Raw genomic sequence first — 14,724 nt, 5'->3', positions numbered from 1 at the left:
CGCGCTTCACACGTAAGGGTGCTCCAGGAACGATTCTGCTGAGGAAGCGCCGGGACTGTGCTCCACGGCGGCGGCACGGGGAGGGCGGCCGCCACGGCGGAGATCGCGAGGGGATCGCCGGAGCACCGCGGCGGGCGCCCGATCCGGTACTGCCGTGCGAAAGGGGCAGGTAGCCTTGGCGGCGTGCCCCGTCTGTCAGAAGTCATCTCCGCGCTGGACGACCTGTGGCCCGCCGGGCGGGCCGAGTCCTGGGACGCGGTCGGCACCGTCGTGGGCGACCCGGACCAGGAGGTCACGCGCGTCCTGTTCGCCGTCGACCCGGTCCAGGAGATCGTCGACGAGGCGGTGAAAATCGGCGCCGGCCTGCTGGTCACCCACCACCCGCTCTACCTGCGCGGCACGACCACCGTCGCGGCCTCCACCTTCAAGGGCCGCGTGGTGCACACGCTCATCAAGAACGACATCGCGCTGCACGTCGCCCACACCAACGCCGACACCGCCGACCCGGGAGTCTCCGACGCCCTGGCCGGCGCGCTCGGCCTCAGGGTCGTACGGCCGCTGGTGCCGGACCCGTCCGACCCCGAGGGACGGCGGGGACTGGGGCGCGTGTGCGAGCTCGACGCCCCGCTCACCGTGCGTGAGTTCGCCGCCCGCGCCGCCGAGCGGCTGCCCGCCACCGCGCAGGGCATCCGCGTCGCCGGCGACCCCGACGCACCGGTGCGGACGGTCGCCGTCAGCGGCGGCTCCGGCGACAGCCTCTTCGACCACGTCCGGGCGTCCGGCGTGGACGCCTTCCTCACCGCGGACCTGCGCCACCACCCGGCGTCCGAGTTCACGGCGGTTTCCGCCCACAGTCCTCTCGCGCTGCTCGACGCGGCGCACTGGGCCACCGAGTGGCCCTGGTGCGAGCTGGCCGCCGCCCAGCTCGACGAGATCTCCGACCGTCACGGATGGGACCTCCGGGTCCACGTCTCGCGCACGGTCACCGACCCCTGGACCGCCCACGCGGCGTCGTCCCGAGCCACCGACACATCTGGAGCCCCCAACTGAACGCCGAGCCCGCCGACCAGATCCGACTTCTCGACGTCCAGGACCTCGACGTCCGCCTCCAGCAGCTCGCGCACAAGCGGAAGTCGCTCCCGGAGCACGCCGAGATCGACTCCCTGAACCGGGACCTCGTGCAACTGCGTGACCTGCTGGTCGCCGCGCAGACCGAGGAGAGCGACTGCACGCGCGAGCAGACCAAGGCCGAGCAGGACGTCGACCAGGTGCGCCAGCGTGCCGCCCGCGACCAGAAGCGCCTCGACTCCGGCGCCGTCTCCTCGCCCAAGGACCTGGAGAACCTCCAGCGCGAGATCGCCTCCCTCGCCAAGCGCCAGGGCGACCTGGAGGACGTCGTCCTCGAGGTCATGGAGCGCCGCGAGTCCGCCCAGGAGCGGGTCGCCGAACTGACCGAGCGCGTCGGCTCCGTCCAGGGCAGGATCGACGACGCGACCGCCCGCCGGGACGCGGCGCTGGAGCAGATCGACGGCGAGACCGCGTCCGTGACCAAGGAGCGCGAGGTCGTCGCCGCCTCCGTGCCGGCCGCGCTGCTCAGCCTCTACGACAAGCTGCGCGAGCAGCAGGGCGGCATCGGCGCGGCCAAGCTGTACGCGCGCACCTGCCAGGGGTGCCGTCAGGAGCTCGCCATCACCGAGCTGAACGAGATCCGCTCCGCCGCCCCGGACACCGTGGTGCGCTGCGAGAACTGCCGCCGCATCCTGGTCCGCACGGCGGAGTCGGGACTGTAGGACCTGTCGGCAGGGGATCGAGTCCGATGCGGGAGTTCGTCGTCGAGGCGGACGGCGGGTCACGGGGCAACCCGGGACCGGCCGGCTACGGGGCCGTGGTGAGCGACGCGGCGACGGGGGAGACCCTGGCGGAGGCCGCCGAGTACATCGGCGTCGCCACCAACAACGTCGCCGAGTACCGGGGCCTGCTGGCCGGCCTGCGCGCCGCCCGGGAGCTGGACCCGGATGCCCGGATCCGCGTGCGGATGGACTCCAAGCTCGTCGTCGAGCAGATGTCCGGCCGCTGGAAGATCAAGCACCCGGCGATGAAGCCGCTCGCGGCGCAGGCCGCGGCGGTCTTCCCGGCGGACCGCGTCACCTACGAGTGGATCCCCCGCGAACGCAACACCCACGCGGACCGGTTGGCCAACGAGGCGATGGACGCGGGCAAGCGGGGCGAGCAGTGGTCTCCGGAGGCGAGCCGCGCCGACCTGGACACCCCGGCCGTACCGGCCCCTGAGGGCCCGCCGGGCGACGCGGCGGCCGGGGCGGCACGGGTGCGGGAGGCTCTGGCGTCCGCCGGTGGTGCTGTGGCGGAGGAGGAAGCCGCGACCAGGGATGCTCCGACGCGGAACGCCGGCACAGGAGCCGGAGAGGAAGGCCACGCCGACGCCGACGCCGACGCCGACGCCGACCGGCGGGCCGCGCAGGCCGTCGCCATCCCCTCCTCCGGGTGGGCGCCCGCCGACATGGGGGCGCCGGCCACCTTCGTGCTGCTGCGGCACGGCGAGACGCCGCTCACCCCGCAGAAGCGGTTCTCCGGCAGCGGGGGCAGCGACCCCTCCCTCTCCGGCGTCGGACGCGAGCAGGCCGAGAAGGTCGCCGCCGCGCTCGCCAGGCGCGGCACGGTGCAGGCGATCGTCGCCTCGCCGCTGGCCCGTACCCGCGAGACCGCGCGCATCGTCGCCGCCCGGCTCGGGCTCGACGTGGCCGTCGAGGACGGGCTGCGGGAGACCGACTTCGGCGCCTGGGAGGGCCTCACCTTCGGCGAGGTGCGCGAGCGGTACCCCGAGGACCTGGACGCCTGGCTGGCGTCCCCGGACGCCGAACCCACCGGCGGCGGCGAGAGTTTCGCGGCGACCGCCGCCCGGGTCGCGGAGGCCCGTGACAAGCTGCTCGCGCAGTACCGGGGCCGCACGGTCCTGCTGGTCACCCACGTGACACCGGTCAAGATGATGATCCGGCTCGCCCTGGGCGCCCCGCCCGAGGCGCTGTTCCGCATGGAACTGTCCGCCGCCTCGCTGTCCGCCGTGGCGTACTACGCCGACGGCAACGCCAGCGTCCGGCTGTTCAACGACACGTCCCACCTGCGGTAGGGACTGTCGTCCGGATCATCCGGCCGTGAGACGGGGTGCCGCCCCTTCGGCCGGCCCGGACGAGGTCCCGGCTCGAGCGGAGCCGCGCGCGGATGCGTCGGCAACCCCGGTGGGGCGCCGTGCCGGGTCCCTCGCCGCCGGGATGCCCCGGATGACAGGCCCCGTAAAGGGCTACAACGCCGCCGCCTCCCGCGCCAGCCGCTCCACGCGGGCCCAGTCGCGGGCGGCCACCGCGTCCTCCGGCAGCATCCAACTCCCGCCGACACAGCCCACGTTGGGCAGCGTCAGATAGTCCGGGGCGGTGTCGGGGCCGATCCCCCCGGTGGGGCAGAAGCGGGCCTCGGGCAACGGGCCCGCGAGGGACTTCAGATACGCCGTGCCGCCGGCCGCGCGCGCCGGGAAGAACTTCATCTCCCGCACCCCGCGCTCCAGCAGCGCCATCACCTCCGACGCCGTGGACACCCCCGGCAGGAACGGCACCCCGGCCGCCCGCATCGCCGTCAGCAGCGTGTCCGTGCATCCCGGGCTGACCAGGAACCGCGCCCCGGCCGTCACCGCGTCCGTCACCTGCTCCGGCGTGAGCACCGTTCCGGCGCCGACCACGGCGTCCGGCACCTCGGCGGCGATCGCCCGGATCGCGTCGGGCGCGGCCGGGGTCCGCAGGGTCACCTCGATCGCGGGCAGCCCGCCCGCCACCAGCGCCCGCGCCAGCGGCACGGCGTCGGCGGCGTCCTCGACCACGACCACGGGCACCACGGGAGCGAGCCCGAGCACCGAGAAGGGGACATCAGGCGCGCCGGACGACGACAGGGGAGCGTTCATGGCGCTCATCCTGCCGTCGGCGCGCATTCTGCGCAAAGGTCGTTGCGCAGAGCGCAACGCGAGGATCAGTGCACCTCGTCCACCAGCACGTCCAGCGCCCACGCCGCCCCCGCACGGGCCGGCGCCGCGGCCTCCACCACGTAGCCGAGATCCCGCAGGGCCGCCACCAGCTCCGCCGGGTCATCGGGCACGGCCCCCGCCGTCAGCAGACTCCGTACGATCCGGCCCTTGGTCGCCTTGTTGAAGTGGCTGACCACCTTCCGGGTCGGCGCGTGCAGCACCCGGACCGTCGCCGTCCGCCCGGCCACCTCACCCTTCGGCTTCCACGCCGCCGCGTACGCCGCCGAGCGCAGGTCGAGGACCAGCCCCGACCCGGCCGCCTCCGGCAGCACCTCGGCCATCGGCGTCCGCCAGTGCGCGCCCAGCGCGCCCAGCCCCGGCAGCTTGACCCCCATCGAGCAGCGGTAGGAGGGGATGCGGTCGGTGACCCGGACCGCGCCCCACAGTCCGGAGAACACCAGCAGCGACCGAGCCGCCCGCCGCTTCGCCGCCGCGTCGAGCGAGGCGAGGCCGAGGGCGTCGTACAGCACGCCGGTGTAGATCTCGCCGGCCGGGCGGGCCCCGGCGGTCCGCAGCTCGCGGTTCTTCGCGATCTCGCCCCGCAGGCCCTCGCTCAGCCCGAGCACGTCCCGGGCCTTGTCCTCGTCACCGGAGCAGAGGTCGACCAGTTCGGTGAGGACCTCCTCCCGCGCGGCGTTCAGTCCCGGCAGCGACAGGGACTCCGTCCGCAGCGGGGCACCGCGGCCGGAAGCGGCCTTGCCTTCGGACGGCGGCAGCAGGACAAGCACAGGTACTCCTTCGGTCGAGCTCGCCTGTCAGGGTACGGCGTGACCCGCCGGCCCCTGCGGGGCGGCGGTGAGCGCCCGTACCAGGCCGTCGGCGTCGTCGGCGTGGAAACGGATCACGCGCACGTCCCGGACGCGCCCGAGGAACGTCCGGTGCGCGACCGGTTCCGCGAGCTCCACCGTCACGCTCGTCTGCGAGCCGACGGCGAGGTTCAGCTCGCCCTCCGACTTGGCGTGCGTCATCCGCAGCTCACGCCGGACGGACGCGATCCGCTCCCGCGGTATCCGCAGATCCACGTGGACGGCACGGCGTACCCGCAGCCCGTCGGGGGTGACGACGTGCGGGCGTACGGCGGAGGCGGCGTACAGGGCGACGACGAAGACGACCGTGTACACGTCCAGGAACAGCACCACCGCGTGCAGTGTCGGCCAGTCGCTCAGCAGGGCCGACATCGCGACGGTCTCCACGACGCACACGAACGCGAACCCGAACATCATGGCCGCCTCGCCGCGCGCGTACCCGAACGCCGTGCCTCCCCCCGTCCCGTGCGTACGCCGCGCCAGCCACAGCACGATGCTCGCCATCAGCCGCGCCTCGTGCCGCACCAGCGCCCACCCCACGTGCACCGCCGCTCCCTTCCGCGACGCTCGCAGTTTCATGTCCCTCCCCCGGCGACGATCCGCAGCGCCCGGCGGAAGGCCTCCGCCTGGGCGGGGGCGAAGTCCGCGTACAGGGCGGTCAGGAAACTGTTGCTCTCGTCGAGGACGGCATCCTCGGGCAGCAGTTCGGCGGGCACGCACTCCGCGATGGCGCGGGCGGCCTCGTCGATCCGCGGATCGTCGGGCCCGGCACCTTCGAGCTCGTCGAGCAGCCGGTACACGGCCATGGCCCGCCCCGCCCCGCCCGGCGCGTCGACGACCCCGCTCATCAACCCCATCAGCCGCTTCCGCTCCTCCGGCGGCGCGGAGGTCTCGATCAACGCGAGGATCTCGCGGTCCTTCGCGGCCATGGGGGAGTCGGTCAGGTGGGCGGTGCCCCGGAACAGCGCCGCCAGCTCCGGCGAGACGGGACCCTCCGCGAGCGTCCCGCCCTCCGACTCCAGCAGCGTCCGCAGCCGCGCCCGCCGCTCCCGGATCGCCTCCTCCTGCCGGGCCAGGTCCTCGTCCAGCTCCGCCAGCACCTCGGCGAGATTCTTGCCCGCGTCGTCCGCCAGTACGTCCCGCACCTCGGCGAGCCCGAGCCCCAGCTCGGTCAGCCGCCGGATCCGCGCCAGCACGACGGCGTGCCGCAGGGTGTAGTCCCGGTACCCGTTCCCGAGCCGCTCCGGCTCCGGCAACAGCCCGAGATGGTGATAGTGCCGCACGGCCCGGGTGGTCACCCCGACGGCGGCGGCAAGCTCTCCGATCCGCATGCCCCCAGTAGAAACGTGGACGTCGCGGCAGGGTCAAGGGAACGCTGTGGCGCCCGACGAGGGCCGTGATCGTGTGCCACGATCGAGGGAACGGTTCCCGATTCCACGGTCAGGTGATCATCCGATGGTCCATTCTGGCGAGCGACCGAAGGAGGGGCGCGACGTGACGGCAATGGCCGACGAGTCGATCTCGCAGGCGGACGTCCTGCTGGAGGGGTTCCTCGCCCTGGACACCCCGGAGGGCTTCCGGGCGGAGTTGATCGAGGGGGAGATCGTCGTGACGCCGCCGCCGGACGGGGACCACGAGGACTACATCAATCTGATCGTGAAGCAGGTGATCAGACGCTCCCGTACCGACATGGACTTCTCCGGCAACAAGGGACTGAAGCTGAAGAGCCGCGGCGCCTGCCCGAAGAACCACGTCATTCCCGACGGCACCTTCGCGCCCACCGAACTGCGCCTCTACCGCGGCGCCGATCCGTGGATGCCGTGCGACGGCGTGGCGATGGTGGTGGAGGTGACCTCCACCAAGCCGCAGGCGGACCGCGAGGCCAAGCGCCGGTGTTACGCGCGCGGCGGCATCCCCCTGTACCTCCTCGTCGACCGCGAGAACTCCTCGATCACGCTGTTCGGCGACCCGGAGACCGACGAGTACCGGGAACACCGCACCCGCCCCCTGGGCAAACCCCTCACTCTCCCCGAACGCTTCGCCTTCGACCTGGACACCGCCGACTTCCTCTGATCCCCTGGGAGCCGGGGGTGTGACGGCGTGGGGGACGGGCGGGAACAGGCCAGCTGGACCAGGGCGCGGCTGGGGCGGTGCGGACCCGCGCTGGATCTGCTCACCGCCCGGTTCGCCCGGCACGAGTACGCGCCGCACGCGCACGACGAGTACACGGTCGGGGTCACCGTCGGCGGCCTCGAGGTGATCGCGTACCGCGGCGGACGCATCGTGTCCGGGCCCGGCTCGATCGTCGTGATCGAACCCGGCGAGATGCACACCGGAGGCCCCGCCGCCCCCGAGGGCTACGCGTACCAGGCGCTGTACGCCGCCCCCGCCCTGCTCGGCGACGGCACCCTCGGCACCGCCCTCCCGTACTTCCCCGACCCCGTCCTGCACGACCCGGAGCTGGCCGCCGCCCTGCGCCGTACGCACAGCGACCTCAGCGCCCACCCCGACCCGCTGGAGGCCGAGTCGCGGCTGCCCTGGCTGCTCGCCGCGCTGGCCCGCCGCCACTCCACGTCCCGCGCCGACGACGGCGCCCTCCCCGGCGCCCGGTCCGTCGCGCTCACCGTCCGCGACCGCCTCGCCGACGAGCTCCTCGCCCCGCCCTCCCTGGCCGACCTCGCCGCCGACCTCGGCCTCTCCCGCTACCAGCTGCTCCGCGCGTTCCGTACGACCATGGGCGTGCCGCCGTACGCGTGGCTCGCCCAGCACCGGGTGGCCCGCGCCCGCGCCCTGCTGGACGCCGGGGTGCGGCCGGCCGAGGCGGCCGCCCTCGTCGGCTTCGCCGACCAGGCGCACCTCACCCGGTGGTTCCGCCGCGTGCTCGGCGTGACCCCGGCGGCGTACCGCAACAGCGTTCAAGACGCGGGGCGCTGAGCGGGCGGACACTCCTCGCATGACTGCACGCGGCTGGTTCCTGTTCTCCCTGATGGGAGTGGTCTGGGGCATCCCCTACCTGATGATCAAAGTGGCGGTGGACGAGGTGTCCCCGTCGGGCGTGGTCTTCGCCCGCTGCGCCGTCGGCGCGCTCCTCCTGCTCCCCTTCGCCCTGCGCCAGGCGGGCCTCGCCCGGAACCTGCGGACGCACTGGAAGCCGATGCTGGCGTTCGCGGTGATCGAGATCGTCGGCCCCTGGTACACGCTGACCGACGCCGAGCGCCACCTCTCCAGCTCCACGGCCGGACTGCTGATCGCGGGCGTCCCGATCGTCGGCGTGGTGCTGTCCCGCGCCTTCGGCCGGGCGGAGTCCCTCGGCCCTCGCAGGATCGCGGGCCTGGCGCTCGGTCTCGGCGGCGTGGGCTTCCTCACCGTCCCCCATCTGACCGGCGGCGACGCCTTCTCCCTCGCGGAGGTGCTGGTCACGGTCGTCGGCTACGCGACGGCCCCGCTGATCGCCGACCGCCACCTCAAGGACGTCCCCACGCTGCACCTGATCACGCCCTGCCTGGCCCTGGCCGCCCTGGTCTACGCCCCCGCGGCGATCGCCTCGCGTCCCGCGGCGCTCCCCACCCCGGAGACCCTGGCCGCGCTGGCCGCCCTCGGCGTCGTCTGCACGGCGGTGGCGTTCGTCGCCTTCATGGAACTGATCAGGGAGGCCGGCCCGATCCGCGCCTCGGTGATCACGTACGTCAATCCGGCGATCGCGGTGGCGGCGGGCGCCTTCTTCCTCGACGAGGCCCTGACCGCGACGGTGGCGGCCGCCTTCGTCCTCATCCTCACCGGCTCGGTGCTGGCCAACGCGCGGGAACGGAAGCCGGCCGGCCGGCGGGTACCATGGTCGGCACGGCAGACGAGCCGGGCGGACGGCCGCGTGGAGTCCCCCTAGGGGGCTTCCCGAGGAACGTCCGGGCTCCACAGGGCAGGGTGGTGGCTAACGGCCACCCGGGGTGACCCGCGGGACAGTGCCACAGAAAACAGACCGCCCGGCGCTCAGGCGCCGGGTAAGGGTGAAACGGTGGTGTAAGAGACCACCAGCGCCTGAGGTGACTCAGGCGGCTAGGTAAACCCCACCCGGAGCAAGGTCAAAAGGAAGCACCCCGGTGCTTCTGCGCGGACGACCGAGGGCTGCCCGCCCGAGTCCGCGGGTAGACCGCACGAGGCCGGTGGCAACACCGGTCCTAGATGGATGGCCGTCGCCCCGGCACCCGCGAGGGGGCCGGGGAACAGAACCCGGCGTACAGCCCGGCTCGTCTGCCGCTCTCCTCCCTCTCCGGGAGAGCTCCCGGCTCCTTCAGGAGAGACTCCTTTCCCGTCGCGCGAGCCCTCGTGTGGCCCCGCTCACGCAAACCGGCGCGAGCCGTCGTCACCGAAACTTCACGAGCGGCGGGAATCCTTCACCTTCATGGCCTCCTCGTTACCGAGGTCAGGTGTGAAGAGCCTCTGGCATAACCGCAGTTGGCCGAAAATCGATGCCTCACGTGAGTGAGGGGAGCGCCGACAGGCGTCCTGTGAAGCAGATGTGACGACCCGTCAGAAGTAACCACGGGTGCGTTGTCGCACTCCGGCCCGGCTCGTCCGACCTCGTCGCGACTAGCACAGCGGAACGTACGAGCGATGGGTTCACGACGAACTGATTTTGCTGACGGGCTGTTCAGCAAGCGGGGCTTCCGCGCGCATCGGGGTGATTAGCATGAGCCGTACGTGGTCGGAAGATCGCCTTCAGTGGGCAGATCCCTTCCCCGGCCCGCGGCCGTCGTAAGGCCGCCCCCTTCCCCTGCTCTCACCGACCGAGGGACCGCTCCATGCCAGTGCCTGCTTCTCCCAGCCAGCACCCACCGGCGGGGGCGCCGCGCACCTCGTTCGCCGCACGGGCGGCCGTGCTGGTGGTGACCGCCGCCGCCGGTGGTGCGGCGCTCGCCCTGGCGCCGTCCGGCGCCACCCCGTGGACACTGGCCGTGGTGCTGGCCGGATGGGCGTGCGTGGCCGTCACCGTCCTCGTCGACCACCGCCTGGTGCAGAAGGCCCGCGCCTCCGCCGTCGAGCGGGAGTCGGAGATCGGCCGCCTCCGCGCCGAGGCCGCCCGCCGCTCCGCCGAGATCTCCCACCTGGCCGGAGCCACCCTGCCCGCCGTGGCCGAACGGCTCCGCGAGGGCACCAGCGCCGCCGACGTGCTGGCCGCCGTACCCCCGCCGTCCGACCCGCAGCTCTCCCGCATCACCCACACCTTCGCCGCCACCGTCGAGGAGGACGTGCGGCGCGTGATGACCATCGAGGACGAGTACCGCGCCATCCGGGACGAACTCGACCAGACCGCGACCGAACACGACCGCTTCGTACGGGAGACGATGCCGGCCGCGATCAGCCGGCTCCGCGAGGGCCGCTCCGCCGAGACCGTGCTCGCCGAGACCGAGCTGCCGCACCACCCCGCGCTGCGCGTCCCGGCGGAATCGTTCATCCGTGAACTCGCCCACAGCGAGCGGCGCGCCGCCGCCGCCCAGGCCGCCTCCGCCAAGGCGCTCAGCCGCGTCCAGGCCAAGGCCGTCCAGATGCTCGCCGACCTGCGCGACATGCAGGAGCGGCACGGCGAAGAGGTCTTCGGCGACCTGCTCAAGCTCGACCACAGCACCTCCCAGCTCGGCCTGATGACCGACCGGCTCGCGCTGCTCATGGGCGGCCGCTCCAGCCGCGCCTGGAACAAGCCGATCAAGATGGAGAGCATCCTGCGCGGCGCCGCCGGCCGTATCGCCGCCTACCAGCGGGTGCGCCTGCACTGCTCCACCCGCACCGCGGTCGCCGGGTTCGCCGCCGAAGGCGTCATGCACCTGCTCGCCGAACTGATGGACAACGCGGCGAACTTCTCCCCGCCCATCGACGAGGTGCACGTCTACGTCGAGGACCGCAGCGCCGGCATCGTCGTCACCATCGAGGACAGCGGCCTGAAGATGGCCGACGCGGCCATGCGGCGCGCCGAGGAGGCCGTCACCGGCCGCGTCACCGACCTCGCCTCCCTCCAGGGCACCCGGCTCGGCCTCGCCGTCGTCGGCCGGCTCGCCTCGAAGTACGGCGTCAGCGTCAACTACCGCCCGTCCTCCCGCGGCGGCACCGGCGTCGTCGTCCTGCTCCCGCTGCACCTGCTCGCCCAGCACCGCGAGCCCGCCCCGCACGAGACTGCCGGGCGGGGCGAGTCCCTGGCCGGGCGCGGCGGCGCCGCCCGGGGCGTGCCCGTGCAGTCCCCGTCGGCGTCCCGCGCCTCCGCGCTCCCCGCCCGGGACGTGGACGCCCTGCCCTCCGCGGGATCCTCCGTCGGCTCCCGCAGCGACGTGGACGCGCCGCCCAGCCGCACCTCCCGCCACGCCGACGCCCTGCCCGTCCGCGGCTCGAACGGCTCCCGCGACGACCGTGACAACGCTGCCGGGGCCCGCCCGGCGGCGGCGAAACTGCCCGCCGCCCCGGACGCCCCGGACCCTCGCACGGAGCGCCAGGCCACCATCACCGAGCGGTTGTCCGAACTGCCCACGGTCCCCGGCCAGGGACGGCACCGGCACCCGGACAGCACCACCCCGAACGGCCTCCCGGTCCGCGCCCCCGGCCGCACCATGGCCGAGGCCGAACGCGAGCGGGAACAGCGCCAGTCGGCCGCCGCCCGCTCCGGCGACACCTCGGGCCGGCGCGGGGCACGCGACGCCGGCTCACGGTTCGGCGCCTTCCACCGCGGCGCACGCCAGTCCGGCAACGGTGTCACCGGCACGCCCGGCACCGGCACGCCCGGCACCGGCACGCCCGGCACCGGCACGCCCGGCACCGGCACGCCGGGCGACGGCACCTCCGGCACCAGCACGCCGGGCGACGGCACCTCCGGCGCCGGCTCCCTGCCCCCCGCGGCTCCCTAGACCCCACCCGTCCCGTACGGCGCCGCGGCCCGGCCCCGTCACGGCGTCCGGGGCGACGGCGCCCCTTCCCGCTCGAGCACGTGAGATAGGAGGAACGGGCCGGTGACCGGCCAGTCCGGACACCACCGTCCCAACACCCACCATGCAGACCACGACCACCGACAACAGCCTCAACTGGCTCCTGCAGGGTCTCCTGGAGCGGACCCCCGGCGCACGGCACGCCCTGGTCCTCTCCAGGGACGGCCTCAAGCTCTGCTGGAGCGAGCACCTGACCCTCGACCTCGCCGACCAGCTCTCGGCCATCTGCTCCGGCATCCAGGCCCTCGCCCAGGGCGCCTCCATGGAGTTCGGAGACGGCACCGGCGGCGTACGGCAGTCGATGACCGAGTTCCACGGCGGTCTGCTCTTCATCGTGGAGGCCGGCGCGGGCGCGCACCTCGCCGTCGTCGCCGGTGAGGACGCCGACCCGGGCGTGGTCGGACACCAGATGATGGAGCTGGTCGAGCAGATCGGCGACCACCTGCGGGCCGAACCCCGAACCGAGGCCGCGGGGAGCGGCACCTCGTGACCCCGCGCAAACCCGTCGACACGGGTGACCCGGACCGGCTCTACACCGTCACCGGCGGGCGCAGCCGCGCCGACGAGTCCTTCGACCTGGTCACCCTGATCGTCAGCGAGAGCGCCCCGACGCCGGGGATGCAGTCGGAGCACGCCCGGATCCTCGAGCTGTGCGAACATCCCGTCGCCGTGGTCGAGATCTCCGCGGAACTCGGACTGCCGGTCACGGTCGTACGCATCCTGCTCGGTGACCTGCTGGACACCGGGCGCATCACCGCGCGCCACCCGCGCGCGGCGGCGTCCGTCGCCTCCCTGCCCGATTCCGCCCTACTCCAAGAGGTTCTCCATGGACTCCGCAACCTCTGAGCTGCCCGCCCACCGCACACCGCTCCGCGACACCGCGGAGACGGGGCTGAAGATCGTCGTCGTGGGCGGGTTCGGCGTGGGCAAGACGACCCTGGTCCGCTCCGTGAGCGAGATCCGGCCGCTGAACACCGAGGAGGTGATGACGCAGGCCGGCGTGGGCGTCGACGAGACCGAGGGGGTGGCGGCGAAGACCACCACCACGGTCGCCTTCGACTTCGGGCGGATCAGCCTCAACGACCGCATGGTGCTGTACCTGTTCGGCGCGCCCGGACAGGAACGCTTCTGGTTCCTGTGGGACCGGCTGTTCTCCGGCACCCTGGGCGCCGTCGTCCTCGTCGACACGCGCCGGATGGACGACTCCTGGTACGCCATCGACCGGCTGGAGCACCACGGCACGCCGTTCGTGGTGGCCGTCAACCGGTTCGACGACGACGCCCGGTACTCCCTGGACGAGATACGCCAGGCGCTCGCCCTCCCCGCGCACGTGCCGATGGTCGACTGCGACGCCCGGGTCCGGGCCTCCGGCAAGGACGTGCTGATCACCCTCGTGAACCACCTCCACGACCTGGCCACCGCCAAGGAGGCGACACTGTGACCGATCCGGTCGATCCCTTCGCGCAGCAGACCCGCACCGTGGACGGGCCGCCCCCGGGGTGTCCCGCGCACGCCGGCGCGGTGAGCCTGACCGGGCTGGACTTCCAGCAGACGCCGTCGGAGCTGTACCGCACGATGCGCCGCGAGCACGGCCCCGTCGCGCCGGTGCTGCTGGACGGCGGCATCCCGGCCTGGCTGGTGCTGGGTTACACCGAGCTCTCCTACGTGACCAGCCACGACGAGCTGTTCGCGCGGGACTCCCGGCGCTGGAACCAGTGGGAGAACATCCCCTCGGACTGGCCGCTGCTGCCGTACGTCGGCTACCAGCCGTCGGTGCTGTTCGCCGAGGGCGACGAACACCGGCGGCGGGCCGGTGTGATCACCGGCGCGCTGGAGGGCGTCGACCAGTTCGAGCTGGCCAACGAGTGCCTGTTCATCGCCGACGACCTCATCCGCGGGTTCGCCGGCAGCGGCCAGGTCGAGCTGATGTCCGACTACGTGCACCCTCTGCTGATGCGTGCCGTCGTGCAGATGTGCGGGATGCCGGCGACGGGTGAGGACACCCGCCGGCTCGTCGACGACCTGCGCATCTCCCTGGACGCGGCGGAGGGCGAGGACCCGGTCGCCGGGTACAACCGGGTGGGTGAGCGGCTGCGGCAGCTGGTCAAGGAGAAGCGGATGGCGCCCGGCCCGGACGTCACCTCGCGCATGGTGATGCACCCGGCGGGGCTCTCGGACGAGGAGATCGTCCAGGACCTCATCTCCGTGATCTCCGCGGGCGAGCAGCCCACCTCCAACTGGGTGTGCAACACGCTGCGTCTGCTGCTGACCGACGAACGTTTCGCCGTGAACGTCTCGGGCGGCCGGCTCAGTGTCGGCGAGGCGCTCAACGAGGTGCTGTGGCTGGACACGCCGACGCAGAACTTCATCGGGCGCTGGGCGGTACGGGACGTGCAGCTCGGCGGCCGCCAGATAAGGGAGGGCGACTGCCTGGTCCTGGGTCTGGCCGCGGCCAACACCGACCCGCAGATCTGGCCCGAGGGGCACGTGGGCGCGGAGAACGCCGCGCACCTGTCCTTCAGCAACGGCGAGCACCGCTGCCCGTACCCGGCCCCGCTGCTGGCGGACGTGATGGCGCGCACGGCGGTCGAGACGCTGCTGGAGCGGCTGCCGGACCTGGTGCTGTCCGTGGAGCCGGAGGAACTGGTGTGGCGTCCGTCGATCTGGATGCGGGGCCTGATGGAACTGCCGGTGCAGTTCACACCGGTGGTGCAGTAGGGCCTCGCCGGCCGGGGCACGGGTGGGGCGCCGGCTCACGGGGGACGGCCGGGCGCGGCGGGACCGGCCGCGGCGGAACCTGACGGGAGTGACCTCGGTGCCGGAGTGACCTCGGTTCACGGCGGGACCCGCTCGGAACGGAATCCGG

14 protein-coding genes, 1 other RNA gene and 1 pseudogene are annotated in these 14,724 nt (G+C 73.3%); 12 read left to right on the top strand and 4 right to left on the bottom strand.

Features of this window, described 5'->3' with window-relative positions:
• Positions 1–183: 183 nt before the first annotated feature.
• The 3 genes from ACF1AG_RS01810 to ACF1AG_RS01800 are packed head-to-tail and all read left to right on the top strand — an operon-like array spanning position 184 to position 3,145.
• On the top strand, positions 184–1,050 hold the full coding sequence (locus ACF1AG_RS01810; RefSeq protein ID WP_359601789.1) for a Nif3-like dinuclear metal center hexameric protein: 867 nt from the start codon (positions 184–186) through the stop codon (positions 1,048–1,050).
• Entirely contained in the window at positions 1,047–1,790 is a 744-nt protein-coding gene (locus tag ACF1AG_RS01805; RefSeq protein WP_359601797.1) for a C4-type zinc ribbon domain-containing protein, read from the top strand. The genes ACF1AG_RS01810 and ACF1AG_RS01805 overlap by 4 nt, the downstream gene beginning before the upstream one ends.
• 26 nt (positions 1,791–1,816) lie before the next feature.
• Positions 1,817–3,145 carry a bifunctional RNase H/acid phosphatase gene (locus tag ACF1AG_RS01800; protein WP_391809189.1) on the top strand — a complete coding sequence of 443 codons (1,329 nt, stop codon included), beginning with the start codon at positions 1,817–1,819 and terminating at the stop codon, positions 3,143–3,145.
• 171 nt (positions 3,146–3,316) lie between these two features.
• Here ACF1AG_RS01800 and ACF1AG_RS01795 read toward each other — a convergent pair whose 3' ends face one another.
• The 4 genes from ACF1AG_RS01795 to ACF1AG_RS01780 form a co-directional block, all read right to left on the bottom strand.
• Positions 3,317–3,967 carry a bifunctional 4-hydroxy-2-oxoglutarate aldolase/2-dehydro-3-deoxy-phosphogluconate aldolase gene (locus ACF1AG_RS01795; RefSeq protein ID WP_391809188.1) on the bottom strand — a complete coding sequence of 217 codons (651 nt, stop codon included), beginning with the start codon at positions 3,965–3,967 and terminating at the stop codon, positions 3,317–3,319.
• Between the two features lie 65 nt (positions 3,968–4,032).
• Positions 4,033–4,815 (bottom strand): peroxide stress protein YaaA, encoded by a 783-nt coding sequence (yaaA, locus tag ACF1AG_RS01790; RefSeq protein ID WP_359601786.1) that lies wholly within the window; start codon positions 4,813–4,815, stop codon positions 4,033–4,035.
• A 27-nt stretch (positions 4,816–4,842) separates the two neighbouring features.
• A complete protein-coding gene (locus ACF1AG_RS01785; protein ID WP_359601785.1) occupies positions 4,843–5,472 on the bottom strand; it encodes a hypothetical protein in 630 nt (209 codons plus the stop codon).
• Positions 5,469–6,224 carry a MerR family transcriptional regulator gene (locus tag ACF1AG_RS01780; RefSeq protein ID WP_391809187.1) on the bottom strand — a complete coding sequence of 252 codons (756 nt, stop codon included), beginning with the start codon at positions 6,222–6,224 and terminating at the stop codon, positions 5,469–5,471. Before ACF1AG_RS01780 ends, ACF1AG_RS01785 begins: the two co-directional genes overlap by 4 nt.
• A gap of 172 nt (positions 6,225–6,396) precedes the next feature.
• Between ACF1AG_RS01780 and ACF1AG_RS01775 the strand changes: the two genes are divergently transcribed.
• The 9 genes and pseudogenes from ACF1AG_RS01775 to ACF1AG_RS01735 all read left to right on the top strand — a co-directional run bounded on the left by ACF1AG_RS01775 (position 6,397) and on the right by ACF1AG_RS01735 (position 14,576).
• Positions 6,397–6,966: a Uma2 family endonuclease gene (locus ACF1AG_RS01775; protein WP_391809327.1), complete on the top strand. Its 570-nt coding sequence runs from the start codon at positions 6,397–6,399 to the stop codon at positions 6,964–6,966.
• 27 nt (positions 6,967–6,993) lie between these two features.
• Complete coding sequence (locus tag ACF1AG_RS01770; RefSeq protein ID WP_359601783.1) at positions 6,994–7,827, top strand: AraC family transcriptional regulator; 834 nt, start codon at positions 6,994–6,996, stop codon at positions 7,825–7,827.
• A gap of 19 nt (positions 7,828–7,846) precedes the next feature.
• Positions 7,847–8,626: pseudogene (locus ACF1AG_RS01765) on the top strand (DMT family transporter); the annotation flags it as partial.
• Between the two features lie 115 nt (positions 8,627–8,741).
• Positions 8,742–9,144, top strand: an RNA gene (rnpB, locus tag ACF1AG_RS01760) — RNase P RNA component class A.
• A 548-nt stretch (positions 9,145–9,692) separates the two neighbouring features.
• Complete coding sequence (locus ACF1AG_RS01755; protein WP_391809186.1) at positions 9,693–11,780, top strand: ATP-binding protein; 2,088 nt, start codon at positions 9,693–9,695, stop codon at positions 11,778–11,780.
• Positions 11,781–11,922: 142 nt separating this feature from the next.
• A complete protein-coding gene (locus tag ACF1AG_RS01750; protein WP_033272828.1) occupies positions 11,923–12,348 on the top strand; it encodes a roadblock/LC7 domain-containing protein in 426 nt (141 codons plus the stop codon).
• The gene (locus tag ACF1AG_RS01745; RefSeq protein WP_359601781.1) at positions 12,345–12,704 is read left to right on the top strand and encodes a DUF742 domain-containing protein; all 360 of its coding nucleotides are present in this window, start codon (positions 12,345–12,347) and stop codon (positions 12,702–12,704) included. Before ACF1AG_RS01750 ends, ACF1AG_RS01745 begins: the two co-directional genes overlap by 4 nt.
• Positions 12,685–13,299: an ATP/GTP-binding protein gene (locus ACF1AG_RS01740; protein WP_163091004.1), complete on the top strand. Its 615-nt coding sequence runs from the start codon at positions 12,685–12,687 to the stop codon at positions 13,297–13,299. Before ACF1AG_RS01745 ends, ACF1AG_RS01740 begins: the two co-directional genes overlap by 20 nt.
• Positions 13,296–14,576 (top strand): cytochrome P450, encoded by a 1,281-nt coding sequence (locus tag ACF1AG_RS01735; protein ID WP_391809185.1) that lies wholly within the window; start codon positions 13,296–13,298, stop codon positions 14,574–14,576. The genes ACF1AG_RS01740 and ACF1AG_RS01735 overlap by 4 nt, the downstream gene beginning before the upstream one ends.
• Positions 14,577–14,724: the final 148 nt, after the last annotated feature.

The sequence above is a fragment of the Streptomyces sp. NPDC014764 genome (assembly GCF_043082785.1).
In the GTDB taxonomy this organism is placed as follows: domain Bacteria; phylum Actinomycetota; class Actinomycetes; order Streptomycetales; family Streptomycetaceae; genus Streptomyces; species Streptomyces althioticus.
This window is presented reverse-complemented; position numbering and strand designations above follow the sequence as displayed.